The sequence below is a fragment of the Psychrobacter raelei genome (assembly GCF_022631235.3).
In the GTDB taxonomy this organism is placed as follows: Bacteria; Pseudomonadota; Gammaproteobacteria; order Pseudomonadales; family Moraxellaceae; genus Psychrobacter; species Psychrobacter raelei.
Genome location: NZ_CP093310.2, coordinates 2,543,484 through 2,569,459, shown reverse-complemented (window position 1 = coordinate 2,569,459; position 25,976 = coordinate 2,543,484). Strand labels below are relative to the sequence as shown.

The 25,976-nt window shown below is 45.2% G+C and carries 22 protein-coding genes; 10 read left to right on the top strand and 12 right to left on the bottom strand.

The window, feature by feature from the left end; translation table 11 throughout:
* Positions 1-37: 37 nt before the first annotated feature.
* Together ybeY and MN210_RS10740 are read right to left on the bottom strand one after the other, a co-directional pair.
* On the bottom strand, positions 38-595 hold the full coding sequence (gene ybeY / locus MN210_RS10745) for an rRNA maturation RNase YbeY (protein WP_241878543.1): 558 nt from the start codon (positions 593-595) through the stop codon (positions 38-40).
* Positions 596-751: 156 nt separating this feature from the next.
* Positions 752-1,891 carry a PhoH family protein gene (locus MN210_RS10740; RefSeq protein ID WP_110816966.1) on the bottom strand — a complete coding sequence of 380 codons (1,140 nt, stop codon included), beginning with the start codon at positions 1,889-1,891 and terminating at the stop codon, positions 752-754.
* A 450-nt stretch (positions 1,892-2,341) separates the two neighbouring features.
* Here MN210_RS10740 and MN210_RS10735 point away from each other — a divergent pair, with 450 nt between their 5' ends.
* The 4 genes from MN210_RS10735 (at position 2,342) to MN210_RS10720 (ending at position 6,294) form a co-directional block, all read left to right on the top strand.
* Entirely contained in the window at positions 2,342-3,628 is a 1,287-nt protein-coding gene (locus MN210_RS10735; protein WP_110816965.1) for a UbiH/UbiF/VisC/COQ6 family ubiquinone biosynthesis hydroxylase, read from the top strand.
* An 83-nt stretch (positions 3,629-3,711) separates the two neighbouring features.
* On the top strand, positions 3,712-4,971 hold the full coding sequence (locus MN210_RS10730) for an FAD-dependent oxidoreductase (RefSeq protein WP_241878541.1): 1,260 nt from the start codon (positions 3,712-3,714) through the stop codon (positions 4,969-4,971).
* Positions 4,972-5,664 carry an OmpA family protein gene (locus MN210_RS10725; RefSeq protein WP_110816963.1) on the top strand — a complete coding sequence of 231 codons (693 nt, stop codon included), beginning with the start codon at positions 4,972-4,974 and terminating at the stop codon, positions 5,662-5,664.
* 24 nt (positions 5,665-5,688) lie between these two features.
* A complete protein-coding gene (locus MN210_RS10720; protein ID WP_110816962.1) occupies positions 5,689-6,294 on the top strand; it encodes an OmpA family protein in 606 nt (201 codons plus the stop codon).
* 681 nt (positions 6,295-6,975) lie between these two features.
* Here MN210_RS10720 and MN210_RS10715 read toward each other — a convergent pair.
* From MN210_RS10715 to nadA, 3 genes are all read right to left on the bottom strand, one after another.
* Positions 6,976-7,902: a LysO family transporter gene (locus MN210_RS10715; protein WP_227535198.1), complete on the bottom strand. Its 927-nt coding sequence runs from the start codon at positions 7,900-7,902 to the stop codon at positions 6,976-6,978.
* A 225-nt stretch (positions 7,903-8,127) separates the two neighbouring features.
* Entirely contained in the window at positions 8,128-9,999 is a 1,872-nt protein-coding gene (nadB, locus tag MN210_RS10710; protein WP_338412845.1) for an L-aspartate oxidase, read from the bottom strand.
* Between the two features lie 110 nt (positions 10,000-10,109).
* Positions 10,110-11,297 carry a quinolinate synthase NadA gene (gene nadA / locus MN210_RS10705; RefSeq protein ID WP_338412195.1) on the bottom strand — a complete coding sequence of 396 codons (1,188 nt, stop codon included), beginning with the start codon at positions 11,295-11,297 and terminating at the stop codon, positions 10,110-10,112.
* Between the two features lie 559 nt (positions 11,298-11,856).
* Between nadA and MN210_RS10700 the strand changes: the two genes are divergently transcribed.
* The 3 genes from MN210_RS10700 to MN210_RS10690 all read left to right on the top strand — a co-directional run bounded on the left by MN210_RS10700 (position 11,857) and on the right by MN210_RS10690 (position 14,887).
* Positions 11,857-12,930, top strand: a complete 1,074-nt coding sequence (locus MN210_RS10700; protein WP_155587444.1) for an NUDIX hydrolase — start codon at positions 11,857-11,859, stop codon at positions 12,928-12,930.
* Between the two features lie 183 nt (positions 12,931-13,113).
* Complete coding sequence (nadC, locus tag MN210_RS10695) at positions 13,114-14,010, top strand: carboxylating nicotinate-nucleotide diphosphorylase (protein WP_011961176.1); 897 nt, start codon at positions 13,114-13,116, stop codon at positions 14,008-14,010.
* 235 nt (positions 14,011-14,245) lie between these two features.
* On the top strand, positions 14,246-14,887 hold the full coding sequence (locus MN210_RS10690; protein WP_011961175.1) for a MarC family protein: 642 nt from the start codon (positions 14,246-14,248) through the stop codon (positions 14,885-14,887).
* A 190-nt stretch (positions 14,888-15,077) separates the two neighbouring features.
* On the opposite strand, the gene MN210_RS10685 is transcribed toward MN210_RS10690, so the two are convergent.
* Positions 15,078-15,671: a LysE/ArgO family amino acid transporter gene (locus tag MN210_RS10685; RefSeq protein WP_110816958.1), complete on the bottom strand. Its 594-nt coding sequence runs from the start codon at positions 15,669-15,671 to the stop codon at positions 15,078-15,080.
* Between the two features lie 220 nt (positions 15,672-15,891).
* Between MN210_RS10685 and MN210_RS10680 the strand changes: the two genes are divergently transcribed.
* Both MN210_RS10680 and MN210_RS10675 read left to right on the top strand, forming a co-directional pair.
* The gene (locus tag MN210_RS10680) at positions 15,892-16,482 is read left to right on the top strand and encodes a hypothetical protein (RefSeq protein ID WP_011961173.1); all 591 of its coding nucleotides are present in this window, start codon (positions 15,892-15,894) and stop codon (positions 16,480-16,482) included.
* 76 nt (positions 16,483-16,558) lie between these two features.
* Positions 16,559-17,119, top strand: coding sequence for a hypothetical protein (locus MN210_RS10675; protein ID WP_241878538.1), 561 nt, complete (start codon positions 16,559-16,561; stop codon positions 17,117-17,119).
* Positions 17,120-17,297: 178 nt separating this feature from the next.
* Here MN210_RS10675 and rluB read toward each other — a convergent pair whose 3' ends face one another.
* The 5 genes from rluB to trpS all read right to left on the bottom strand — a co-directional run bounded on the left by rluB (position 17,298) and on the right by trpS (position 22,467).
* Entirely contained in the window at positions 17,298-18,335 is a 1,038-nt protein-coding gene (rluB, locus tag MN210_RS10670; protein ID WP_011961171.1) for a 23S rRNA pseudouridine(2605) synthase RluB, read from the bottom strand.
* A gap of 196 nt (positions 18,336-18,531) precedes the next feature.
* Positions 18,532-19,539: an alpha/beta fold hydrolase gene (locus MN210_RS10665; RefSeq protein WP_338412194.1), complete on the bottom strand. Its 1,008-nt coding sequence runs from the start codon at positions 19,537-19,539 to the stop codon at positions 18,532-18,534.
* Positions 19,540-19,676: 137 nt separating this feature from the next.
* Entirely contained in the window at positions 19,677-20,234 is a 558-nt protein-coding gene (gene scpB, locus MN210_RS10660) for an SMC-Scp complex subunit ScpB (protein WP_041773796.1), read from the bottom strand.
* Positions 20,235-20,409: 175 nt separating this feature from the next.
* Positions 20,410-21,285, bottom strand: coding sequence for a segregation and condensation protein A (locus tag MN210_RS10655; protein ID WP_241879742.1), 876 nt, complete (start codon positions 21,283-21,285; stop codon positions 20,410-20,412).
* A gap of 84 nt (positions 21,286-21,369) precedes the next feature.
* Entirely contained in the window at positions 21,370-22,467 is a 1,098-nt protein-coding gene (trpS, locus tag MN210_RS10650; protein ID WP_110816952.1) for a tryptophan--tRNA ligase, read from the bottom strand.
* A gap of 500 nt (positions 22,468-22,967) precedes the next feature.
* Here trpS and MN210_RS10645 point away from each other — a divergent pair, with 500 nt between their 5' ends.
* Entirely contained in the window at positions 22,968-24,836 is a 1,869-nt protein-coding gene (locus MN210_RS10645; RefSeq protein ID WP_338412193.1) for a calcium-binding protein, read from the top strand.
* Between the two features lie 84 nt (positions 24,837-24,920).
* On the opposite strand, the gene MN210_RS10640 is transcribed toward MN210_RS10645, so the two are convergent.
* Positions 24,921-25,907, bottom strand: coding sequence for an LpxL/LpxP family acyltransferase (locus MN210_RS10640; protein ID WP_049751110.1), 987 nt, complete (start codon positions 25,905-25,907; stop codon positions 24,921-24,923).
* Positions 25,908-25,976: the final 69 nt, after the last annotated feature.

Sequence of the window (25,976 nt, the reverse complement as noted above, 5' to 3'; positions counted from 1 at the left end):
CTTTGTAACGCTTATCTGTCAGCTATCTGCCAGCACTCTATCTGGCGAGATAAGGATTACCAATCCCAAGCTGCTCTAGAATCGCAATTTCAAAGCCTTCCATTTCATCTTGCTGTGCTTGCCCGAGCTCATGATCAAAGCCGAGTAGATGCAAAATCCCATGGACCAATAAATGGGTCACATGCTCTGCCACCGTTTTGTGCTGCTCAGCGGCTTGCTGCTTAACCACGTCATGACAAACGATCAGCTCACCTAAAGCCAGCTCAGGCATTTGCTCAATAATAAATGCCGGCAGCTCACTGGGATACGACAATATATTGGTCGCATAATCTTTATCACGCGCCTCTAAATTAAGCGCACGACCTTCTACTGCATCGGTGATATATACCCCAAGCTGTTTGGGTTTATGTTGCCAAACACTGGGCTCAACCTCACTAAAATACGGCAAGACTATGTCAGATTGCGCCTGCATAAAGTCAAGCGTAGTGGTCAGCACCTTTTGTAATAGCTGTGGCGTGTAGAACTGCTCAATTATCTGCGTATCTACAAGCTCAGAGGCGCTGATATCAATTAAAGGGATGGCGGCAGAGGTCATAATAAAGCTCACAAAAAATAGGGTGTCGTAAGGCTGTTTAAAGGTATCAATCGACAGTGGTAAAACAGCTAAGTAATGCGGACAAATAAAAAAGCTGGATATCATACCCAGCTTTTTAAATGATAGCCAATTAAGATAGGCCAGTCTTAAAGGCAGTTAAGACTGAGAGCCGGACGCAAGCTCAGCATCAATTTGCTTACGCTCTTGTTCCGCGATACGTGCTTGTTTGCGCGCCTCTTTTAAGGCTTCTTGCTCTTCATCAAACTCGCCGTAAGCTTCAACAATCTTCTGTACCAGTTGATGGCGTACCACATCTTTTGAGTCAAACTTAGTGATATGAATCTCATCAATATTGCTTAAGATTTGTAGTGCTTGAGCCAGACCTGACTTATGGCCGCGCGGCAAATCTACCTGCGTCACATCACCTGTAATCACCGCACGTGAGCCAAAGCCTAAACGGGTCAAGAACATTTTCATCTGTTCAGGCGTGGTGTTTTGTGCCTCATCAAGAATAACAAATGAGTTGTTTAAGGTGCGGCCACGCATGTAGGCTAAAGGCGCCACTTCAATGATCTGCTTCTCAATTAATTTGCCTACTTTTTCAAAGCCGAGCATTTCATAAAGCGCATCATACAAAGGACGCAAATAAGGGTCAATCTTCTGGGTTAAGTCGCCAGGTAAGAAGCCGAGTTTTTCGCCCGCTTCAACCGCAGGGCGCACCAGTAAGATACGCTCAATCTCATTACGCTCTAACATATCAACGGCACAGGCAACCGCCAGATAGGTTTTACCCGTACCGGCAGGGCCAACGCCAAAAGACACATCTGAGGTCAAGATACGCTTAACGTATTGCTGCTGATTGCCGCCACGGGGAATAATTTTGCCTTTGCGGGTACGTAGCGCAATGCTGTCGTAGTTGGCCTCGGCATCGTACTCATAGCTTGGACGCTGATAGCTGTCGCCTTCGCTATAACCAGATTTGGTGTCAGCGTCACTCACGCTTACTGCACCTTCAAAGTTACGAGATAAGCTAGATTGAATGATTAAATGCAGCTCTTCTGGAGTGATGTCATCGGCACTTTGCGCCTCATCGGCCAGTTTATTTAAGATGTAATCGCCACGCTCTACTGCTGTTAAATCACCGGCTAAGGTAAACTTGTTTTGGCGCTGATTGATAGTAATACCCAAACGATCTTGGATGTACTTTAAATGGTTGTTGTATTCGCCTACCAAAACCTTGAGTTGAGGTGAGGTTAAAAAATCTAGGTTTACTTTGCGAGTTACAGTATCAGTCAAGTGATGATCCTTTTTTTTATGAAGTATGGTTATCAGGTTTTTGTTTTACGACTGTGTTTTGTGGTGTCAGATGGCCAGTCTTTGCCATCCGCTAAGTGTAAGTATCGCTAAGATAACGGCAAGGCGTAGAGTTAACATTAGGGTTAAGGGGCTGACATCAGCCCAAAAATAAAACAGTTGCTTATGTTTATTATGGCTGTTTCATACCGAAATTCAAGCGATAGCCACTTAGCAGTTGGTCGATTTTTGTAACCCTCACTATTTTACCCCCACTTGATAAGCATTCAGTATGCACAATCTGCTCGAGTTTGAAATTTGCATAAAATCACAACAGGTTTTGGCCGCTTAGACGCACTATATTAAAGCCACCCAAGGCGCTAACATGGTAAGATAATAGCCAAAGATAAAATGAACGAACGATGAATAATTAAAAATAAAGCGAGCGATATTATGACCGAGTTAACCTGTAAATCCTTTAGCAAACCAAGCAACTGTATTACCGACCAAAGCGTCATTATCACTGGTGGTGGTCATGTTGGCCTATCGTTTGCCTTGCTATTGGCGGATAAAGGCATTGCCAGTACACTAGTTGAGCGCAATAGCTATCCTAACATTGGCCCAGAACAAGATGCCAAAAGAACCCATTATTTAGACAGCCGCAATACCGCCTTGTCACGACGCACAGTACAGATCTATCAAGAGATTGGTCTGTGGGATGAGCTGCAAAGCCATGCTTGCCGTATCGATTCAGTGCAGGTCAGCGAACAAGGCAGTTTTGGTTATGCTCAGTTGAATAAAGAAGAAGAAAAAGTAGAGTCGTTTGGGCAGGTGATGGAAAATGCTTGGCTTGGGCGCAAATTGTTACTGGCGGTGCAGCAAAACCCTTTAATTAGCCTAGTTGATGGTGCTGTGGTGACTCAAGTTGAGCAGACTGCCACAACGGCCACAATCACTTATGATACCGAAGAGCAGCAGCAGCAAACCTTGAGTGCAGACTTGGTGGTGGCCTGTGACGGTAGAGACTCAACGGTGCGTAACTTGTTGGGTATTGGTACCCAAGAATACGACTATGGCCAATCGGCAATAGTGGGTGTGGTACAGACCGATAAGCCGCATGAGCATGTGGCCATCGAGCGCTTTAGTCCAGCAGGGCCATTGGCAGTACTGCCGTTGACCGATGCAGAGGGCGATGGTAATAATGCGCAGCAGGCCGGCTACCGCCGCTCGGTGGTGTGGATCTGTAAGCGAGGCGAGGAGGCGCAGTATCTGGAGGATGAAGCGCTGTTTTTATCCACCCTGCAACAAGGCTTCGGCCAGCGTGCCGGCAAGTTTATCAAAGCGGGCAGACGCGGTGCTTATCCCTTAACCCGAGTATTGGCCGACAAGCAAGTAGAGGGCCGCGTGGTCATCATGGGCAATGCGGCGCATACCTTGCATCCTGTGGCAGGACAAGGCTTTAACCTCTGTATGCGTGATGCACATGTACTGGCAAAAATGCTGGCCAATCAGGTGATGCGCGGCGAGGATATCGGTGATAACCGTATGCTACAAGACTATGAGCAGGCCCGTAAAAAGGACCAAAAACGGGTTATTCGCTTCTGTGATGCAGTGGTTCTTGGCTTTACCCATCCCAATCCTGCAATCAAGCTGGCGCGCAATGTGGCGCTTATTGCCTTTGATAAGCTGCCCAACATCAAGCCTTTGGTGGCCAACTACGCCATGGGTCTTAAGTCGTGATAACGGGCATCATATCACCTACAATGATCTGATTAAAACTTAACACATCCCACTTTGATAACTTTAATAATACGGCGGCTTTTATGGCAACATCTGCACAAACCCTAATCATCGGCGGCGGCATCGTCGGGGCAACATTGGCTTTGAAGTTAGCGCAGCAGCAGCACAAAGTGACTTTAATTGATGCGCGTCCTGCATTAACCGAAGCGGACTGGCAACAAAAGCTATTGCAGCGTGATGCCCGTGTCTTTGCGCTTAGTATCGCCAGTATTGAGTTGTTAAAACAGGTCGGGGCGTGGCAACTGATTGCCAAATCAGGGCGCAAAGCCGATTACACCCAAATGCAAGTCTGGCAACAAGATGGGCGCGGTGAATTAAACTTCGGAGATGAGGCGGTGCCACAATTGCTGGGCAGCATGGTTGAGCCTTTTGTCATTGAGCAGGCATTATATCAGCGCATGGCCGCGGATGATGTCAGTGAGTATCTGACCTTGGTCGCCGGTCACAAGGTCACTTTGCTTGACTGGCGGGGCACTCAGCAAGGCTATGAGGTGCACTTGGACAATGGCCAGACGCTACAAGGTAAGCTGCTTATTGGTGCCGATGGCCGGGGGTCATTGGTTCGACGCGAGGCAGGTATTGAGCTAGATACCTTGGATTACCACCAGACTGCCATTTGCTGCGCCATTAAGACCCAGCAGCCGCATCGAGCCACGGCCCGTCAGTTGATGTTGCCTACGGGTACTTTGGCCTTACTGCCGCTGGCTGATGTCACTAAGGACGATAAAGCCAATCCGCAGCATTGGCAGTCTGTGGTCTGGAGCTTGCCTCGCAATAAAGCGCTTGAGTTGCTGCAATTAAATGATATCGACCGTGATAGTCTACGCACCGAGCTTGCCGCTGCCAGTCAATATGCTTTAGGCGATATCGAGCGGCTAGAGTCTGTTGCCAGTTTTCCGCTGACAGCGCAGCAAGCCAAGCAGTACGTCAAAGACAACCTAGCTCTTGTTGGTGATGCAGCACATGGTGTTCATCCACTGGCAGGTCAAGGTCTAAATCTAGGTATGCTTGATGTGGCGGCCTTGGTTGCCACTTTATTTGAAGATTATCAGCGTAGTGGCGGTAAATGTTGGGGAGAGCTTGCCACGCTTCGTCGCTACGAGCGAACCCGTCGACCACACAACAGCGTGATGATGCACAGTTTTTCATTAATGAATTGGCTGTTCGCTGGAGACTTTGCAGCGCTGCGCCCTGTGCAGCAAATTCGTAGTGAAGGCATGTATCAAGTGGGCAAGATTAAACCGTTAATGCGGTTTTTTACTCAAAAGGCGAGCGGGCTATAAATGAAACTTTCATCACTAATTTCAGTCGCTGTTTTAAATATCAGTGTGTTAAGTCTGGTTGGCTGCCAGGCTGTGTCAACAGATACAGACAGTCCAAAACAGATAGTGACGACTGCTATTGAGGCAAGTCAGTTAGACAGTGATGAAGATGGCGTGCCTGATATCAATGATGAGTGTCCGAATACACCACCATACAGGGTAGTAGATGAGAAAGGGTGCATTGTTATTGTCAGTGATTTTACCGATACACTTGAATTGGAGATGACTGTCTTTTTTGCGCCATTAAGCAGTCAGTTGCTTGAAGATTATAATCTTGAGTTTGTTAAAACTGGAAAAAAGCTTAAAGAGTTTCCTAAAGCCCATGTTTTCATATTTGGTCATGTGTCATCCAAAGAGAGGGATGTAATATCAAGATCTGGGGCTTTATCAATAGAACGTGGTCTAGTCATTAAGAATATATTGGTTGAAAGGCAAAATATAGCCCCTGAGCGAATTTCAATTTATGATTGTTCGGATAGACTACGCATGCAAGCCACTGCTTCAGCGATGGCAGATAGAAATATTGAATCCCCTAATAGTAGAGTGACTATTAGGGCCAGTAATGTTATTAATGACTTAAATAACATTACTGGCCTAGCTGTTACTTCTAGTTATGAGAAGTTTTCACAGCACTGCGATTTGGTAAATAATTGAGATATCAAAGAATAGGGGTTATAAATGAAACTTTCATCACTAATTTCAGTCGCTGTTTTAAATATCAGTGTGTTAAGTCTGGTTGGCTGCCAGGCTGTGTCAACAGATACAGATAGTCCAAAAGAGATAGTGACCACTGCTATTGAGGCGAGTCAGTTAGACAGTGATAAAGATGGCGTGCCTGATATTATTGATCAATGCCCAAATACACCGTGGAATATAGCGGTTGATAAAGAGGGATGCCCACCAACTCCTATAGGAACAGATTTAAAAATGGAGTATAGAGCTTATTATGAGGCCGGAAGTAATCAGTTAACTCAAGAAGATCTAATAGAATTAGATAGGGTTGCAGATATTATGAAGCAGTATCCAGACTCTAAAGTGTTTTTTGAAGGTCATATCAGTAATCATGAAAAGAGCACTAATAATGCTGCTTTGGCTCAAGAAAGAGTAGAGTATGTTAAAAACTATCTGATCTTAAACCATGGGATTCATCCCGACAGAATTAAGATAGAAGTTTATGGCGCTACTCGACCGCTTTCTGAAAATGAAGATAATAAAGAGGAGCTAAGACTTAACCAAAGAGTTTATGGTTTATTAACTGGTGAGATTGAGACTAATGAAGACTAAAAGTAAAAGTTATAAATTTGCTTTAGGCTTTGATAAGGCGTATATGTTGTAATAGTGATTGGAATGGATTTTATAAAAGAAATTTGTAGTACAAAGCAATTAACCTTAATGGTCAGGAGACGATAACATGAGTAACAAGGATGAAGAAAAATTGCTTAATGAAGAAGAGTTAGAGACACCTCATAAAAAAGATAAAAAATAAGACAAGGATAAAGATCACAAAAAAGATAAGAAGCGTAAAGAAGAGAAAAAGGAGAAAAAGCACAAGAAAGACAAAAAGCACAAGAAAGATAAGAAGGATAAAAAAGATAAAGACCGTAAAAAGGACAAAGACCACAAGAAGGACAAGCAAGATAAAAAAGAAAAATCAGCCAAGAAAGCGGCTAAAAAAGAAGTTAAAAAGCAGTACCATAAAGGCGTTAAGTTACTGAAAAAACAACCGGCTAATAAGCGCCCTATTAAGAAAAAAAGAATTAAAATCTCAATCAATAACAAGGTCAGTTATAAAAGAAAGTTAAAGTCTTAATTCTTTAATTTCTATGCTAAAAAAAGGTATGGTTTCTTGGTCTAATGTTGGCCAAGAAACCATACCTTTTTGCGTTTCTAGAGAGAGTAATCTGCGTTTGAGCTGTTTTATCGTTTTTTTGGTGATTAGCATCTTAGGGGGCAGTTAAATACTGATTATCCGAAAGAAGAGAAAACCACCATCAATACTGGCGCCACAATGTTGATAATAAAGCCAAAGCTAATGGCTAATGGAACCACACCAAGTCCACCTGACTGTTGAATAACTGGTAAGGTGAAATCCAGGCTAGTAGCCCCGCCAAGACCTACTGCGGCAGATGGTGTCTTACGCATAAAAAATGGGATAAATAACAACGCGAAGAACTCACGCACCAAGTCATTAAATAGCGCCACACTGCCCCAAACTGCGCCATAAGCATCGGTCATCACAATGGCCGACAGCGAGTACCAACCAAAGCCTGAAGCCAACGCCAGGCTTTGAGGTAAAGACACCTCATCGAAGATTAACCAAAAGATAATGCCGCCCATGAGTACGGCAAGCGTAAAAATCACGCTGGTTTGCATCCCACGTTTGCTCAGCAGTACCTCTTTTAAAGTGATACCAGATGCCTTTAAGCCAATGCCCACCAATAATATTAACAACATCAATAGGCCGGTCATGGTGTTACCTGGCGGCATGAAGCTTGCGGGCAAAAATTGCCCGATAACAAAGCCAATCAGCACACAAGATACCTGAATAAGGCTGCCTCGAACACTTACCTTGTGCTTAGTAACAGACTGCTTGCCTGGTGGCGACCAAGGCACCATTCGATCAAACACCATTAGCCCGGCCAGCCCCCCACCTATGGTCAACACAGACAGCACGGTGACATACAAGGCGATACTGGCGATTTGACTGCCAAGCCCTTCTACTTGCGCCAGCTCAATACCGATTAAGGTGAGGATAATATAGACCAAATAGCCAAGTAGACGCTCTGAGAGTTGTACCAAAGTGCGGTTTAGTGGCAATGCAAACCCAATAAACAATGGAGCAAGTATGAGGACAAGGGTAATAAGATTGTCTATATTTTGAGGTGTTTGCATGATAAAAAGGACACACAGGCTGGTTGAGAAGAAATGAAAAAGTGATTCTATCATAGCTGGGTGAGACTGGGTGGTTTGCTGATCGACAATCCTAGATTTTGCCTAAATACTCGATCAGTGTTATTTGGTTTAGTGGTGTCAACAAAAATACCCCGCTTAATCAACGGGGCAATTTTATTAGCTTTTAGCTAGACGGCTTTTTTTAGCTAGACGGCTTTTTTTTAGCTAGACGGCTTTGGGAATAAAAGCTGTGCATCGGTCGGCTGACAGGGGCATTGCTTTAGGCCGCACTGAATTTTGCTCTGCTGCTTGCCCCGCTATGTTTTGAGCGTAAAGCGGGGTTAGCTGTCCAAAGCTGCCAGTGCCATTGCGTAAACATAAAGCGTTACAGTCCAGCTGCGGTGGCTGCAAGCCTTGTACTAAGCTCATGGCGGCTATGTCGGCAAGGCTTGGGTAGTCATTGCGGTAATGACCACCTCGGCTTTCAAGGCGGGTAAGGGCACAGCCGAATAGTAAGCTTGCCAGCTGAAGTAGGCGCTGTAAGCGTCTGCTATTAAGCAGTGCCACTATATCTTGACTGTCCACACCTGCTTTATTTGGGATGGGCGCTGACAGCTGTTGTTGCCAAAAAGACAGTTGCTTTAAGGCCATATTTAGACCTGAAGCGCTGCGTCTGATGCCCATGTGCTCGCTCATTAACTGCTTAAGAGCGGTTAAACTAAGCGGCGGCTGATCGGTGTCGTTATTGGTGGTATTGAAGGCTAACGGTGCAACAGGCGCATCGCGGCTAGGCTCAATAACCAATGGCTTATAAAGAGACTGCGGCGTTTGCCAATTGTCTTTATCCAGCAAGTAACTGGGTAAATGATGGGCAATTGCACGGCCCATTACCACGCATTCAAGTAAGGAGTTACTGGCCAGACGATTGGCGCCATGTAATCCAGTATTGGCGACTTCGCCGGCAGCATATAAGCCTTTGATATCGGTCTGTCCCTTCGCCGTCGACAGTACGCCGCCACAGGTATAATGAGCCGTTGGCGCTACCGGAATAGGGTCTGTGGTAATGTCGATGCCTAAGCTTAAGCAGTGGGCGTAGATATCGGGGAAGTGCTCACGAATAAATGCAGCGGGTTTATGCGAGATGTCCAAATGAACGTAGCCTAAGCCGTTATGAGCAATCTCATTAGCAATAGCACGAGCGACAATGTCACGGGGGGCTAATTCTTCGCGCTTATCATAGCGTGGCATAAAGCGCTCATGGCTAATGGGACAGCGAAGTAGGCCGCCTTCACCGCGCACGGCTTCAGAGATCAGAAAATTGCTGCTGCCTTGCGCATCATTATAAACCAGACCGGTTGGATGAAACTGGATAAACTCTAAGTTAGCCAAACGGCAGCCTGCTTCCCACGCCATCATAATACCATCGCCCATGCAGACATTGGGCGCTGTGGCTCGGGTGAATAATTGACCCAGCCCGCCGCTGGCAAGTACCACCGCTTGGCTATCAAATTGAACCAGCTTCTGGGTCTGTGTTTCCACCACGATAGCGCCTGTGCAGCGATGATTGTCAGTCAATAGGCTAAGCGCCTCATGATAGGTGTAGAGCTTGATATTAGGTGCCGCGGCGATTTGCTGTTGTAGTGCCTGCATAATGTGCTTGCCAGTGGCATCATCAGCATGTGCCACACGTCGACAGCCATGACCGCCTTCTTGAGTCAGATGTAGGTCAGCGAGCGTAGGGGAGGGCTTTAAGTCAGCATCTGACTGAGGTTGCTTGGTGGTAAAAGGTACCTTATGTTTGAGCAGCCAATCAATAGCGTTGGCACCTTGGGCGAGGATTTGGGTGGTGGCCGCCGCATCACACAAGCCATCGCCGGCGATTAACGTGTCGCTGACATGATCGGCGACGCTGTCCTCGCTATCAATCACTGCGGCAATACCGCCTTGAGCGTAGTGGCTTGAGCAGGCCTGAAGGTCTTGCTTGGCAAGCACAGCGATGCTGAGGTGTTTTGGCAACGAAAGCGCTGCCGAAAGCCCTGCCAACCCCGCGCCGATAATCAACACATCACAGTTTTTATGAGGGGCAGCACTGGCCATCTGTGCTAATGCGGTATCCACTGAATAAGTTGGCATAGGGTGCTCTCTGGTTAAAAGGTGTTATGGGGACTACATTTAGCCTGCCAGCAGCAGCTTAATATAGCGAAAACTTAAGCTGGGCCAACGTTTGCAAATAACGCACGGTCTTCAATAATATCGCCACTGGTGGCCACACGACGTTTTTGCTCAGCGGCGAAATCCAACATACGCTGTAGTGGCTTTAAAGCCGCCTGTGCCAATTCGGGCGCTAATTTAATCTCGCCACTGCCAGTCTGTAGACAGTTTTCGATACCTTTTAGACCATTCATGGCCATCCAAGGGCAAAACGCACAGCTCTTACAAGTTGCGCTTTCACCAGCAGTAGGGGCTGCCAAAAACAGCTTATCTGGTGAGTGCTTTTGCATCTCATGTAAGATGCCAAGGTCAGTGCCCACGATAAAGGTTTGGCTATCCATCTCTTTGGTGGCGTTTAATAGCTTGCTGGTTGAGCCCACCACATCGGCCAAAGCCACCACGCTATCAGGAGACTCCGGATGAACCAGCACCACAGCCTCAGGGTATTGTGCTTTTAATTGCTCAAGTTCACGTGCTTTAAATTCGTTATGTACAATACACGAGCCTTGCCACAGCAGCATGTCAGCACCGGTCTGTTTTTGAATGTATTTACCCAAATGACGGTCTGGTCCCCAGATTATTTTTTGACCCTGCTCATGCAGATGAGTCACAATCTCAAGACCCACAGATGAGGTCACTACCCAATCTGCACGTGCTTTGACTTCTGCGCTGGTGTTGGCATAGACCACCACAGTGCGGTCGGGATGCTGATCACAAAATGCACTAAACTCGTCTATAGGGCAGCCCAAATCCAGCGAACACTCAGCTTCAAGATCTGCCATAAGTACGGTTTTTTCCATACTCAGAATTTTGGCAGACTCCCCCATAAACCTTACGCCGGCCACCACCAAGGTTTGCGCCTCATGTTCTTTACCAAAACGCGCCATCTCTAAGGAGTCTCCCACACAGCCGCCAGTCTCTAAGGCTAAGTCCTGAATGTAGGGGTCGACATAATAATGCGCCACCAGTACCGCATTGTGCTGTTTTAGCAGGCGCTTAATGTTTTCTACCAGTTGCAGGCGCTCAGTACGAGACAGCTCAGCGGGTATCTTAGCTTTGGCATAGTCGATATCAATGCTTTGAATGGCAGAAGACTGGTTGCTTTGGGCCAAAGTTGGCGCGTCATAAGCAAAAATCTCAGTCTTCTCAGCGGGCGTGTACGAGCTGGCTTGTGAGGTAGTCATAAAAAATCCCTGTCGTTGTGTGCTCTAAAGGCGGCACTTAATTAATCAAAACTTGAGAGCCAAAACTTGATAAGCAAATAATAAAGCGATGGCTATAATTATGCTCATTTTGAGTATAAATACAAGAATTTTTTTATAATTGCTTTTAAAGCCTTTTTAGTCATTATTTAAGTCACTGGGCTTAAATGTCCCTTTAGATAAGCCGCATGCTGTTGATTTTGAGAAATAAAAATGCTCTGTTAGTCTCAAAACGAGGGGATAACTTGGTTGTCCGGCAGGATGATTTTAAGCGCCGCCTTAGTGCATAAAACCAACAAAATACAGGTGCTCAACAGCTTGATACATAATGTCAAGCCGTGTAATTATCACCATTAACGGCTATACTAAAGTGACTACATAGCGAATCATTGCACCATTTGTCCAGACAACTACAAATAGCTGTTACCAAGACTAAAACTGGAAAAATAGAGCGTATGTTTGCTGCTCTAAGATGTTTTTGTGTCTGCACTACGATTTTTTGATATGTTCATTCACCCTTTTAATAAGTATTGATATTTTTATGAGTTTGTCTTTTTCTCACGCGCATAGCCAAGGCAGTGGAACCACAGAGGTGGTTGCGGTGTTGATTGCTATTACCAATAACAGTGCCCGTGTACTTACGGTAGATGGCGGTAAGCTGCTTCCTAATGGTCCATTGATGCCTTTGCACCGATCACTACAGGCCGGCGTGCGTCAATGGGTGGAGGAGCAAACCCGCCAACCTCTAGGCTATATTGAGCAGCTTTATACTTTTGTTGATACCAATCGCCGCAATAAACAGGGGCATGCTCTGGTGTATGTAAGCTATATGGGTCTGGTGCAAGAGGTGGCGGCACAAAGCCCAAATTCTGAACCTCCTCACTTAGAAGCTCGCTCACAAAGTGGCGCTAAGTGGCGAGACTGGTATGACTATTTTCCTTGGGAAAATCATTTGGATAAAAAGGTACAAAAACACACTCAGCTGATTACCCAGAAGCTGAAGCAGTGGGCAGATTTGGCCGATACAAATGATGAGCGCATCAAGCGCTTGCAACGCATTTATCTGTGTTGGGGCGGTGATTGGGAGCTAGATGACTCAGAGTTTGAAGCAGTAATCGCCAGTGATAGCAGCCACAGTAGCAGTGTCAAAGAGATGTTTAGTAAGTGGATTGCTGAGCATGCCCTGCTGCGTTACGAGATGCTGTATGAAGCTGGATTATTGCCTGAGTCGCCATATTATAATGCCGCAAAACTGCCTGATGACTGGCAACAAGCCACAGGAGAGCCGATGTATTATGACCATCGCCGCGTGATAGCCACGGCCATATCTCGCCTGCGTGCTAAGATTGAATATCGCCCGCTCATCTTTGGCTTGATGCCAGAGGAGTTTACCTTATTGCAATTACAACAAAGCGTTGAAGCGTTATCTGGTGTGGCTCTACACAAACAAAACTTTAGACGTCTGCTTGAGAGCCAGAACCTACTAGAGCCGACAGGTAACAGTAGTCAAACCGGTCGCGGGCGTCCTGCTAAGCTGTATCGTTTTCGCTTCGATGTTGAATTACAAAGCTTGCTGATGGACAGTAAACTGCCCAAAAGTGCCATCCGATCTTAATTAGTGATTGCTAATGTCAAATTTCTCCGCTATATTTATGCTCATAATGAGCATTATTAGCCTAGGTTTTATGTCGTTTTTTAGCTTTATTTAGCGCCTAAAATCAGCTGTCATTGAATCAACTTTATCACCGGTCGCCGTAAAACCACCCATTTTCTATCGCTTTTTAAATAAGGACGCTTTATGTCAATATCTGCCGCCCATGAGCCCGCCACTGTAGTAGAGCCACCATTGAATGATGTGTTACTGCTACCCTTAATTCAGGCCGCACTACTAGAGGATTTGGGCCGCCGTGGTGATGTGACCTCGCAGGCGACCATTCCGGCAGATAAGCAAGCAACTTTGACCTTAACTGTGCGCGATGATGGCGTGGTGTGTGGGCTTGATTTGGCCAGATTGGCTTTTGCGCAAGTAGATCCAGATATCGAATTTAAAGCGCATACTCAAGATGGTGCAGCGGTGAGTAAGGGTGAGGTGCTGGCGACCATTAGTGGTAATGCTCGCAATTTGTTGACCGCGGAGCGCACCGCACTGAATTTTATGACGCATCTTAGTGGCATTGCGACAGCCACACGTAAGGTGGTAGATTTGGTGGCTGACTATCCGGCTCAAATTACGTGTACCCGTAAGACCATCCCAGGTCTGCGCACTGTTCAAAAATACGCGGTACGCTGTGGCGGCGGGCGCAATCACCGTCTGGGCCTCGATGACGCCATCTTAATCAAAGACAATCATATTGCTATTGCCGGTAACATTGCCAAGGCCTTACAACAAGCCCAGCAATTGGCCGGTCATCTTATTCCCATTGAGATTGAGGTTGATACCCTAGAGCAGCTGCAACAAGCAATAGAGGCAGGCGCTGAGCTGGTATTATTAGATAATATGGCTCCAGAGACGTTACGTAAAGCAGTGGCCTTGTGCAAAAATCATCCCAGCGGACGTATTAAGACCGAGGCATCGGGGGGGATTACCCCAGATAGTGTCGTCGCAGTTGCCCAAACGGGTGTTGACTTTATAGCCATGGGCTATTTGACCCACAGTACCACAGCCTTAGATATCGGTATGGATTTTACTGCTTAATCCTCTACAGATACGCCAAATCTTGTGTAAGTCATTGTATAGATTTGATTTATAGCAAAATAGGGTAAAAATACTGCTTGCTATCAACGTGAAGAAAGTCAGTATTCTTGTCGATGCCTTGTAATAATATGATACACAGCTAATACACAAAGCCATTATTGCTCTATAATATAAGGTATTTGCACGGCTTGGCATGTGCTAAAATCGCTCCTTTTTTGCAAACTGAGGCGCCCGTATGGACACCGAAATTGTCAAAATAATTTTGGCATTTGTGGTACTAATTAACCCCTTTAGTGCCTTAACGCTATTTTTAGATTCGACTCGTGGCTATAGCATGACTGATAAGCGCCGCTTTGCGCGTATCAGTAGTTTGACGGTGTTTATTACCATTGCTTTTTTTACCGTCGCTGGTGAGACCTTACTTAAAGTGCTGGGCATCTCAGTGGGCTCGTTCCAGATTGCTGGTGGGGTATTGGTATTTTTGATTGCCATTAACATGATGAATGGCGAGGGTAATCCGGTAAAGCCCAATCAAGAAAACGTGGAAGTTGATGACAGCTTTGAGAGCATAGGCAGTACCGCCGCTGCCGTTGTGCCTTTGGCCATTCCGATGATGGTGGGACCAGGCGGGATTTCTACCGTTATTATTTACTCAGCACAAGTGACAGGTTGGCAGCAGAAGTTGGCCATCATTATTGCCGGTTTGCTCATTTCTATATTTTGTTATTTGGCTTTAATGGCCGCCGGTCAGCTAAGCCGGTTCTTAGGTGACACCGGTCTTAATATTATTAGCCGTATCATGGGTATGCTGCTTGCAGCGGTGGCCATCGAAATCTTGGTCAATGGTATTAAGACTGTTTTTCCTGGTCTGATCTAAAGGCCGATAGATATAAGCTTTACGCTTAGCTATTGGTTGCTCATTTATGGTGTTATACCAAAAAGCCCCTGTTTAATTGAACTAAACCGTCCAAGATTTGGGGGTCAGTTCATCAGCAGGGGCTTTTTTATCAGGCTTAGTCTAACTGGACAATTGCTCAAACATCGCTCTAATTTGGCGCAGATTTAGATTAACTGTTGTATAGATGCCAAGATAAATAAAGCATTAATACGCCCACTAAAGCATCTAAAATATTCCAAGATTTAGGCTTGGCAAACAGTGGGCCGAGTAGGCGCGCGCCATACCCTAAGCTGAAGAAAAACACAAAAGAAGCACTCACCGCACCGGTGGCAAATAGCAGCTTACTATTGGCACCGGTAGACACCATACCGACCAGTACCAAGGTATCTAAATACACGTGTGGATTAAGCCAGGTAAACCCAAAACACAGCATAAGCGATCTATTTAAGCTGCTTTCGGCGGCAGCATTACTGTCTAGGGCATGCGACTTGGTAAAGCCTGCATATAAGCTTTGCAGACCATATACTAATAAAAATAAAGCCCCAGCAAGCTTCGCAATATTCACAATATTGGGATGTTGTGCCGTCATGGCGCCAAATCCTGCAACCCCTGCCGAGATGAGAAGCGCATCTGATAGGGCACAAAACAGGCATACGGCAAACACGTGCTGCTTTTTTAGACCTTGCTTTAAGATAAAGGCATTTTGGGAGCCAATGGCGAAGATGAGTGATAAGCCGAGCGCAAAGCCTGATACATAATCCATCTGGTTATCTCATGGTAAATTATTAAAATAGAGCCATAGCTTACAATATGAGTGATTTACACCCATCAACAGCAGCGGCTTTGCCATCTGTCTTGTTTTATAAGTTTTGGGTGCAATTATAGTCGGGTGTCAGTCGAGATGATATGACCAAATGAGCCTATAGAGCTTGGGTAAGGGCACTCATTGGTCAAATGATAAACATACACGAAGGGATGAGGTTATGACGCAAGCCACTGCAATGTTTGTGATGTTCATTTTATATGGCGTGCTGCCTGCAGCCGGTATTTACTTGGGCTATCGGGGCGTAAAAAAACTTACTCAGCCCAAGATGCTTGAGTATAAAGCCATGCCGCAACTGGGCAGCATTCCCGAAAAAAGCATGCCGCAAGAGGTCGCACAAAAGCTGGCGCTCATTAATGAAAAAGGTGAAAAGCTAAAGCGGCTATATGGCGATACTAACAATGATGGCGTTATTGATGACAAAGATGCGGTCAATGAGACCTATGTGATGATAAAAAACGTCATGGATATCCATATTCCTGAAGCGGTGGCCGATTATCGACGCTTGCACGACTTAGATAGTAACGTCAACAAAACCGTGGTTATCTCTGCTGAAAAAAGCGGTGACGCCTTAAGCCGTGCTGATACCACTAAGATTAAAAACTCGAACATGACGGGCAGACAAGCTTTATTGGAAGTATTAAATACAGTGGATACACAGTTTGATGGGTTGCTTGATGCCGCTTATCATCAAGATGGTCAAAAGCTGTTGGCAACCAATCGCTATTTGCAGCAGCGTTTTGAGAAATAAAAGCTTTGAGAAATAAGATGAGATGTGTACTTATCGTCGCTAAGCTCAAACTTTATAATCCATAGGTGACAAAAAAATGAGTGTGGTTATCGGTGCAGGTGTACTTACCTTAGTGGCAGCCGGCTATGTGGGCCGTAAGGGCTGGCTCGCCTTTCATCGTGCAGTGGGTATTACACCAGGCAAAATGAAATATATAGAGCCCTCACAGCAGCAGCCTAGAATGCGCCAATTGTCTTTGTCGGCTGAGCGGATGCAAGACTTACCACCCAGTGTATTGCAGCAATTACAGCGCATAGACACCAAGGCACAGCTGTTACAGCAGTGGCGAGATGAGCTGACACAGTTGGGGCAAACACCCGCTGTGAGCGAAGAAGAATTCTTAGTTAATAAGCTGCTAAAAGAGCGGTTGCCTGAGCTGTTGACCAATTACCAACGCCTTGCCCGTCATGATACCGTGTTACAACAAACACAACCTGACTCACCTACTCAGTCGCACGGTGAGGGCAGTGCGTTAAATCTAGTGTTTGAGCTATTGATAACGATTGAAGCTAAGTTAGACGCGCTACTAACCCGTTATCAGCATAATACCTTGCAGGACATGCAGGTGATGCAGCGCTATTTGCAGCAGCGTCAGTAATGCCTTTACAAGCCCCTTTTGAGTTAAATATGAACGTCAGTTAAATATGGATATCAGTTAAATAGGGAGCATACCACCCGAAGCTGACAAAAATACCCCATAAGTTGTGTCCAACTTATGGGGTTCAGTTCATCTACTAAGGGCTTTTTATATAAATGCGCTATAAATAAAGTCGTATTTAACGCTTAGAGCCTCTATTACCAGTATCTCTACCACGAGTGGCACTGGTATTTTTGCCAGTTGAGGTGCTGGCACGACCGCTGCGAGAGCTGGTACGAATGGTACGGGCTTTCATCGGTTTTTTCTGGAAGCGCTCTTTTTTCTCTTTGGCTTTACCATGCACACCCATGTCCTCACGAGGACGTATGCCGACCAGATCAATCAGACGGTGAATGTCTTTTCTATCAAGCTCGATAAAGCGGCCGGTACGTAGCTCTTTGGGTAGATCCACTGAGCCATAGCTGGTACGCAGTAGACGGCTCACTTTTAGGCCTTGTGATTCAATCAGACGGCGTACTTCACGGTTACGGCCCTCTTTTAGCTTCACGTGATACCATTTGTTTACGCCTTCACCGCCGCCTTGTTTGATGTCTTCAAACTTAGCAAGGCCATCCTCAAGCATAACGCCATCGGTTAAATTGCGCATCATTTCAGGGGTCAGCTCGCCTAAGATACGTACCGCATATTCACGTACAATCTCGTTTGATGGGTGCATTAAACGGTGCGCCAATTCGCCATCGTTGGTGAATAATAATAAGCCCGTAGAGTTAATGTCTAGACGACCCACCATAATCCAGCGATCATGAGTCAGCTTAGGCAGACGCTCAAATACCGTGGTACGACCTTCTGGATCATTGGCAGAACAGATCTCACCTTCTGGCTTGTAATAGGCCAAAACGCGGCGGCGTTTTTCACGCTCAGATTTGTATTTAATTAGGCGGCCATCAACACGGATTTCATCGCCTTGTTCGACACGATCACCGATGCTGGCAGGTTTTTGGTTAATAGAAACACGGCCTGCTTTAATGACCTCTTCCATTTGGCGACGTGAGCCTAGGCCCATACGAGCCAGTGCTTTTTGTAGCTTTTCGGTGCCGGCTGTGCTGGCAGAAGTGGTAGGCGCTGCGAACTGATAATCGCCATTGTGGTCAATGGTAACATCGCTTTGTAGTGTATCGGGAGCTTGGGTTTCGGGGTTTTGATTTGACTGAGGCATGGTATGCATCCTGGAATCGGTGGGTGACTACATTTCACAATGTAGGTTATTCAGTTTTTAGAATTAACGCAGCTATTGTACGTGATATTGTGGCTATTGTGGATATTTTCTCACCACCCTTGAGTAATCTGGCCACTTTATAAGTGTTATGAGGGGTTACCAGCTGCATTTTTTATTGTCCACACAAGAAAAAGCATTAGCGGCTGTGCTTTTCAATCCAGTTAAGTACTGTGGGCCAAACTTCGGCGGCAGCATTACGGCTTAAAAATATACGGGTATGGTTATAATTCTCTAAATCGCCACTGGCAATACCAAACTCCCGAAAGTGATTGTTAGCATTGTTAAAGGCTTGTAAAAACTTTAAACACCCTTGTGGTGGTGCAACAGAGTCACCTGCTGCACAAATAGCATAAGTGGGCGTAGTGATATAGGGCATCACAGTACGGTAATCGAAGGGTTGCTGCGGGATAACAGCGGTATGACGACGTTGAAAACCCTGGCCTGAGCGTTTATCAATCAGTCGATGCATTCGCTGATTAAAGGCCTGTTTTAACTGATGTCTTATCGGGGTAGGCGAGTAGCTACTAAAGTTTTGGTTTAAGTTCCAGTCCATCCACTGTGACAGTAGATAGTAACTTTCATTCATGGTGCCAAGCTTTAGGCGTTTGCCTCTTACAATCCCCATTTGACGGGTGGCAGCTTTACTTAGCAGTAATTTGGCGTAGCTGACTGGGGTGGTCGCTGCAGCAAAAGCTTGGCAGGCAAATAAAGTGATACTAGATATTTTATCGACATACTCAGTATGGCGGGTCAGAAGCATGGTTAGGCAAATACCACCACCACTGTGGGTGATACAGTGTAAATTATCGAGGTTTAGCTCGTTAACTAAGTAATCAAGAGTGGCCCTGATATCATAAAAAGCGATATCTTCTAAATGATAGGGCGTTTTGGGCTGGCTGCTACTGCCATGACCACGCCATTCCATAATAAAACAGGGATAACCTAAAGACGCAAAATAACTGGCAATACCGAGGCAGACCCCTTTGTCCGAAAAAGCGCCATGAAGCAACAATAGATTTTGTCTTTTATGATTGTCTACAGACGGATTTAGGGGGTTTTTAATGGCCTCATTATCTGTAATTTTCCAAACAGCAATTTGCTGATGGTCTGCTGTGGTCACAAGATTAAGCGTTTGATGTATCATCGTTGATCACTTTATATCCTTATAAGCTATGCAAAATAAGCTATGCAAATATGACTGCCTGTCTATTTTTACATCATAGTCTGTTTTTACATCATAGATAGTTATCAATGAGATGCCTACCGCTTGGCTTGAATGCCCTAGTCACTTTGCAAATTTAAATCAGGAAGTGGCGGCAACTGCTCTAGGCTCTCAAGCCCAAAGGCATCCAAAAACTGTGGCGTGGTATGCAAAAGGGCAGGGCGCCCTAGAGTCTCTCGATAGCCTTTTTCAATAATCCAGCCTTTATCAAACAGCTGCCTTAAGATATTGCTAGATACGGTGACACCTCGCACCTGCTCAATATCACCTCGGGTCACCGGCTGTTTATAAGCAATCACGCTTAAAGTCTCAAGCAATGCCTGACTTAAGCTCTCTAATCGCTGCGGGAAGACGTGTTGAATTAATGCACTATATTCACTGCGAATCTGTAGCCGATAGCCGCTGGCAGATTCACTTAAGCTGAGTACACCTGTGGTCAGTCTTTGCTGTAAGACTAACAGAGCAGTCTCAAGCTCCGGCTTTGATAAAGACAGATGTTTTCTAAGCTGGCTGTCGGTCAGAGGTGATTCAGAGGCATGTAGCAACACTTCAATACGGCGGCTTAGCTGATCATAACGGTGAAAATTGTTAAGGTCAGTTTGCGCTGTATCGCTCATGTCAGCCTGTGCCGATTGACCTGTTGCTGCCACATCATTGTCCTTATGGGGGTCTGAAACTGTGGTAACTGTAAGGGGCGTGTTAAAAGGCGTATTGGGCATAATCAGTAAGGCTTTTAAAAATTAAAGGGGGGTCACACAGACGAGGAGGATTGGCATCATAGTCAATAAAGAATTAAGCGACCCAGCGCAGCTTTAAACTTGATAGGCTATAAGTATGCGGCTTATGCTCAGCCGGTACTGCGCCATCTGTAACGGCATCTTGTGCGGTATTGGCAATGTTATGGGTGACGAGTGGTTTTATGGCCGCAGACGCAGTTGTTAACGCGCTGTCTGTCTCAATCACATCAATAATCTGACGCTTCATTAGCTCAAGCACAGCCACGAAGCTGACCACCACCCCAAGACGTCCCTGACTCTGATCAAGAAGCTCAATAAAGGCGCCTTCACCACGTTCACTTAACTGGCGACTGATGCTGGCAATACGATCTGATAAGGGAATAGGATCAACTTTGATACTGTGCATCTGATAGTCAGGTTTAAGCTGCATTTTTAATAAGCTCTCCACCAGTATTTCAGCAGGGTAGCTGGGTAGCTGAGCAGCCATAACCTCAGGGTCTGGCAGGCTAGCCATTGCCAAAAATACATCACGCTCTAGACGTATCAGATTGTCCAAACGACGAGCAGCCTCCTTAATTTGAGCATAGTCCTCCAAGCGAGATATTAATTCAGCTTTCGGGTCGCGCTCATCTTCTAACTTCTCAGGCGCCGGTAACAATAGCTCGGTCTTAATGGCAATCAAAGTCGAAGCCATCAGCAGATAATCACCAGCCAGCTCAAAATGATCAGCATCAAGCTCATCGATATATGCCAAATACTGCTCAGTAATTGGCAAAATAGCGGTGTCTGTGATGTCAAAATTGTTCTTTTTGACCAGATATAATAAAAAGTCGAGTGGGCCTTCAAACTGATCAAGCCAAATGGCAAAAGCTTGAGGTGGTATGTACAAGTCTTCTGGCAATGACTGTACAGGCGTGGTATAGATTCTAATACCAGCGCCTGAGTCTAAATTTGGCTCAGAATAGGCCTGCGTGTCTGAGCGGCTATCATTTACAGTTGTCAAAAAATGCCAACCTTATTTAAGCTTAGCTAACGGCTTAATACCGATAGCACGGCGTGTTTTATCCAACTGTTTGCGGCTGTGACGGCGGGCTTTTTCGGCCCCCATGAGCAAGATTTCCTCTAGCTCTTTAGGGTTGGCCATCAGCTCAAAATAACGCTCGCGGAAAGGGGCGATTTCACTATTAATTTTTTCAAATAAAATCTGCTTAGCATCGCCCCAAGCAATCCCCGCCTCAAACTGAGCACGTAAATCTGCAATCTCTTCTGTGCTACCAAAGGCTTTATAGATCTCAAAGATTACCGAGTCATCAGGATTTTTTGGCTCTTCAGGGGCTTGTGAATTGGTCACAATTTGCATGATGGCCTTACGCATCTGCTTTTCGGGGTCTACTTGTGGGTTATATTCACCAAATAAAGGAATGGTATTGCCGTAGCTTTTGCTCATCTTGCGACCATCAAGACCGGTGAGTAGCGCCACATTTTCATCTACCACCGCAGAGGGTAGGGTAAATAATGACTTGTACTTGTGGTTGAACGTACCGGCGATATCGCGCGCCATTTCAATGTGCTGGATTTGGTCACGGCCGACAGGCACATGGGTGGCATTAAACATTAAGATGTCAGCGGCCATTAATACAGGATACCCAAACAGACCCATGGTGATACCTTGGTCGGGATCCACGTCACTTTTTTCATTATTAATGTCGACCGCCGCTTTATAAGCATGGGCTCGGTTCATCAGTCCTTTGGGACATGAACAGTTTAAAATCCACGCAAGCTCTGGAATCTCAGGCACATCAGATTGACGATAAAACACTACCTTTTCAGGGTCAAGACCACACGCAAGCCAAGTGGCGGCAATGGCTTTGGTTGATTCGTGAATTTGTTTTGGGTCATAGCATTTGATAATGCCATGGTAGTCGGCCAAAAAGAAAAAAGACTGATCTTCTTCATTTAGGCTGTTTTGCGCAGATTGAATCGCAGGACGAATAGCGCCCACATAGTTACCTAAGTGTGGGATACCGGTTGTGGTAACACCAGTTAAGATACGTTTTGGCTGAGTGTCTTCGGCTTTTTGAGTGTGCTCTGAAGTATTTTGTTCTACAGTCATAAGGGGTCTACTTTTACAAAGAGAAGTGGTTTGGCTGGCTTTAGATATAAGAAGCTATTTTAAGTAAATGCAGTATAACAAATTCTGATTTATTTGCTTAGCCTATTGGCCTTAGGCATTAGCATAAAAGGACAGCGAAACAAACTACAATAGCAGGTTTACGCAAGTTTTTTGTCTTAGCTTGCCGTCTTAATGACTGCGTTAATAGCGTGACTATCAAGGGGCTGTATCTGCTTGATAACTTAAGCTTTATTTTATTTAATATAAACTAATTTTTTATTAAGTATTTGATTTTATTGTGTTAATTATTTTTATTTAATTGAAGCAAGGTATTAAAGTAAGGTATTAAAAAATAATTTAATATGGGCAACACTTTGTAGAAAAAATGAACTCATTGGTTTACATTCCGCTATATTAAGACTTGCATTAGTGTTTTATAGTCAGGTCTCAACTTAACCCAGTAAAATGGATTTACTACACAATATAAGGATATAACGTGTATGGGAATGTTCGACTATAAAAACTACTCAAGTGAAGAGGCCGCCAAATTAGTAGACGATGCCAGTCGTCTCTCAGCCTATACCAATGCAGTCAGCTTTTTTGGCTTTATCCCAGGCGCTGATGCGCTAAATGTTGTTGGTAAACTGACCGGTGATTTGTTCCCCAATGAGACTAAAGTGGGTATTCCTGATGGTTGGGCGCAGCTTACGCCTAGCGACTTAGGTGTCAGTGATTCTTTAGTAGATAAGGAAGGCTACTTTCAAATAGATAGCCTGTTCAGTGGCAAGACTGTGGGTGGCCCGCAAGCGCTTATCTTCGGCCAATATGACAATGCCGGCAAACTGATAGGCATTAACCTCAACATTTCGGGCACCAATAATCTCATCGATGTCTTAGACTATCTGGATTTTAATAGCCGTAAAGGCATCACTTTATTAGAGCCTATTTTAACTATCGTTAAAGACTTTGCTGTTGCCAATGGTTTAGACGGTAGCGATGTCCTTATTAGTGGATATAGTGCAGGCGCTGCTGTAACTAATATGATCGCCGCTGAGCGTGAAAATTTGGCAGATGGTTTTTTTGAAGATGCTGACTATATGGCCTTTGCCGTACCTACCATTTATGAAAACTCCGACGTTATTTTAAACTTTGGTTATGAGAACGATGTGGTACATCGTATTACTGGCAGCGAGTCTAGTATTATTGATGCTATCAAGGCAGCAGATTTTGGATTGGTCAACCCAGATAAAGATTTTGATGGCTCAACTGATAACGTGGTGTTATTCAATGATGTATATGCATCTCCTATTTGGGATGTGAGCTTATTTTCACTATTAAATATCCCTACTGGCTGGTATGCGCACATTAATGGTATTACCACAGATGCCATCAGCCGCATTAGCAACTCTACTTTCTATGAATATACCAAGCAAGACAGCACCGTTATAGTGGCAGATTTAACCGCCGTAAGCCGAGCGACAACATGGGTGCAAGATGACAAGTCGCACACCTCAAGCCATTATGGCAGCGCCGCCTTTATTGTGGGTAGCGAACACAATGATTTAATCGCTGGTGGCAAAAACTTTGATTATATCGACGCAGGTTTGGGTGATGATATTATCAAAGCAGGTACAGGCGTTGATCATGTTGATGGCAATGAGGGTCATGACCAAATACGCATCGAAGGTAGAAGTGGCGACTGGGATGTCTTTAAGATGGCCGATGACACCTTATTTTTCTTAGATAAAAAAGGCACCAATTTGGTTGAGGCCAATAATGTTGAATCAGTCAGCTTCAATGGTGAATTGGCAAGCCACCTAAACAACTATGATATTGGTAGCACAGGTCTGATTGAGAACCGTCCAGTAATTAAATGGTTCAGCAAAGGCAAAGAGTATGGCATCCACACCGAAGGCAGTGATGCAGATGATAATTTAAGTGGTAATATCGTTTTCGGTCGTGATGGTGATGATACCATTCAAGGTACCAAAGGTAATAACACCTTACATGGTGGTGAAGGCAATGATGTGCTGTATGGTCTTGGTGGTAATGACAAGCTGTACGGTGCAGAAGGTGATGACCGCTTAGATGGGGGTGCGGGCAATGATTGGTTGATTGGTGGTATCGGCAATGACACCTTTGTTGTTAATAATAACGCAGGCTCAGATACTATCCTTGACTTTAATAACGACATTGGCTATCACGATATTATTGAATTCTCCTCATCGTTATTTAATGATTTAACCAGTCTGGCCAGTCACACCATTCAGTCTAAGGCTGATGTTTTAGTGGCCTTAAATGCTAATGACTACTTAACCGTATTAAATTCAACGGTTGACGATGTGTTGGCCAGTGCGGTTATTATTTAATCAATAGCTTCTTGACCAAAAAAGACGCCTCTTTCAAAGGGGCGTCTTTTTACTTAGATGTCTGACTGAATGAATCGGTGTCAATCAACGATAGTAGTCACTGCGGCCATTAGGCGTATTTTTATAACGCTTGTGAAACCACATCCACTGGGTGGGGTCAATACGAATAAGACTCTCTAATACCTCATTGATACGAGTAGCATCAGCGACTTCATCAGCTGAGGGATAGCCGTCTATTATCGGTGTAATAGTAAGGTGGTAATGCGGACGCTTACCTTTTGGCATATTATCTGGCGTCTGACGGTAAGTATGTAAAGCCATGACCGCTGGGGGAGTAGACTTCTTGCCCAGTTTTGCCAGTCGTCTAGGCGCAGTAACGGTGGCAGCAGGTACGCCAAAAAAGGGTGCCATAACCCCATGCTTTAAACCGTAATCTTGATCAGGGGAGTACCAGATAATTTTACCAAGCTTAATACGGTTTACCAGTTTGCGCATATCGCTGTGATCAATCTGCTCATCAAAAATATTGCGGCGACCATTATAAATGAACCAGTCAAGCAGTGGATTGTTTTGTGGACGATACACACAGTCAGTGGCAGCAAACTGCGTAAACAAACGGCCACCCAAATCCAACATGGTATAGTGAGCGCCTAATAACAACACCGCTCTACCTTGCTGCTGAGCTTGCACTAAGTGCTGAAGCCCTGAAATAGAAAAGGTACGCATAAACACATTCGGGCGCAGCCAAGCACACAAGGTTTCGAAGATACCAATGCCTTGATTGACGAAGACCTGCTTTGCCATACGTTCACGCTCAGCCTCCATTTTTTCAGGAAAGGCCAATCTTAAGTTCACCAAGGTATCCCTACGTCGACCTTGTAGCAGATGATAGAGGATGATACCCAGCTTACGACCTATCCAAAATTGATAGCGTAGAGGCAGATACATCAGCAACAAAAATAAAGCCAGCATGAGCCAGATCAGCCAGTACTGAGGCAATAAAAACTGCCACTTAAAAGGCTTCTTATCTGCTATATGTGCCTGCTTATGGTTATCAGTAATGCTTGGCATCCCAGCAGGAATAGGCAGCGCCTTTGATCCTGCGGCCTTGTCACTGGTCTGGTTAACCGAGCTGTTAAC

Excerpts from the sequence above, each read along its gene's own strand:
- ybeY (WP_241878543.1), bottom strand. The coding sequence starts at position 595 with ATGACCTCTGCCGCCATCCCTTTAATTGATATCAGCGCCTCTGAGCTT.
- MN210_RS10735 (WP_110816965.1), top strand. The coding sequence starts at position 2,342 with ATGACCGAGTTAACCTGTAAATCCTTTAGCAAACCAAGCAACTGTATT.
- MN210_RS10730 (WP_241878541.1), top strand. The coding sequence starts at position 3,712 with ATGGCAACATCTGCACAAACCCTAATCATCGGCGGCGGCATCGTCGGG.
- MN210_RS10725 (WP_110816963.1), top strand. The coding sequence starts at position 4,972 with ATGAAACTTTCATCACTAATTTCAGTCGCTGTTTTAAATATCAGTGTG.
- MN210_RS10720 (WP_110816962.1), top strand. The coding sequence starts at position 5,689 with ATGAAACTTTCATCACTAATTTCAGTCGCTGTTTTAAATATCAGTGTG.
- MN210_RS10715 (WP_227535198.1), bottom strand. The coding sequence starts at position 7,902 with ATGCAAACACCTCAAAATATAGACAATCTTATTACCCTTGTCCTCATA.
- nadB (WP_338412845.1), bottom strand. The coding sequence starts at position 9,999 with ATGGCCAGTGCTGCCCCTCATAAAAACTGTGATGTGTTGATTATCGGC.
- nadA (WP_338412195.1), bottom strand. The coding sequence starts at position 11,297 with ATGACTACCTCACAAGCCAGCTCGTACACGCCCGCTGAGAAGACTGAG.
- MN210_RS10700 (WP_155587444.1), top strand. The coding sequence starts at position 11,857 with ATGAGTTTGTCTTTTTCTCACGCGCATAGCCAAGGCAGTGGAACCACA.
- nadC (WP_011961176.1), top strand. The coding sequence starts at position 13,114 with ATGTCAATATCTGCCGCCCATGAGCCCGCCACTGTAGTAGAGCCACCA.
- MN210_RS10690 (WP_011961175.1), top strand. The coding sequence starts at position 14,246 with ATGGACACCGAAATTGTCAAAATAATTTTGGCATTTGTGGTACTAATT.
- MN210_RS10685 (WP_110816958.1), bottom strand. The coding sequence starts at position 15,671 with ATGGATTATGTATCAGGCTTTGCGCTCGGCTTATCACTCATCTTCGCC.
- MN210_RS10680 (WP_011961173.1), top strand. The coding sequence starts at position 15,892 with ATGACGCAAGCCACTGCAATGTTTGTGATGTTCATTTTATATGGCGTG.
- MN210_RS10675 (WP_241878538.1), top strand. The coding sequence starts at position 16,559 with ATGAGTGTGGTTATCGGTGCAGGTGTACTTACCTTAGTGGCAGCCGGC.
- rluB (WP_011961171.1), bottom strand. The coding sequence starts at position 18,335 with ATGCCTCAGTCAAATCAAAACCCCGAAACCCAAGCTCCCGATACACTA.
- MN210_RS10665 (WP_338412194.1), bottom strand. The coding sequence starts at position 19,539 with ATGATACATCAAACGCTTAATCTTGTGACCACAGCAGACCATCAGCAA.
- scpB (WP_041773796.1), bottom strand. The coding sequence starts at position 20,234 with ATGAGCGATACAGCGCAAACTGACCTTAACAATTTTCACCGTTATGAT.
- trpS (WP_110816952.1), bottom strand. The coding sequence starts at position 22,467 with ATGACTGTAGAACAAAATACTTCAGAGCACACTCAAAAAGCCGAAGAC.
- MN210_RS10645 (WP_338412193.1), top strand. The coding sequence starts at position 22,968 with ATGGGAATGTTCGACTATAAAAACTACTCAAGTGAAGAGGCCGCCAAA.
- MN210_RS10640 (WP_049751110.1), bottom strand. The coding sequence starts at position 25,907 with ATGCCAAGCATTACTGATAACCATAAGCAGGCACATATAGCAGATAAG.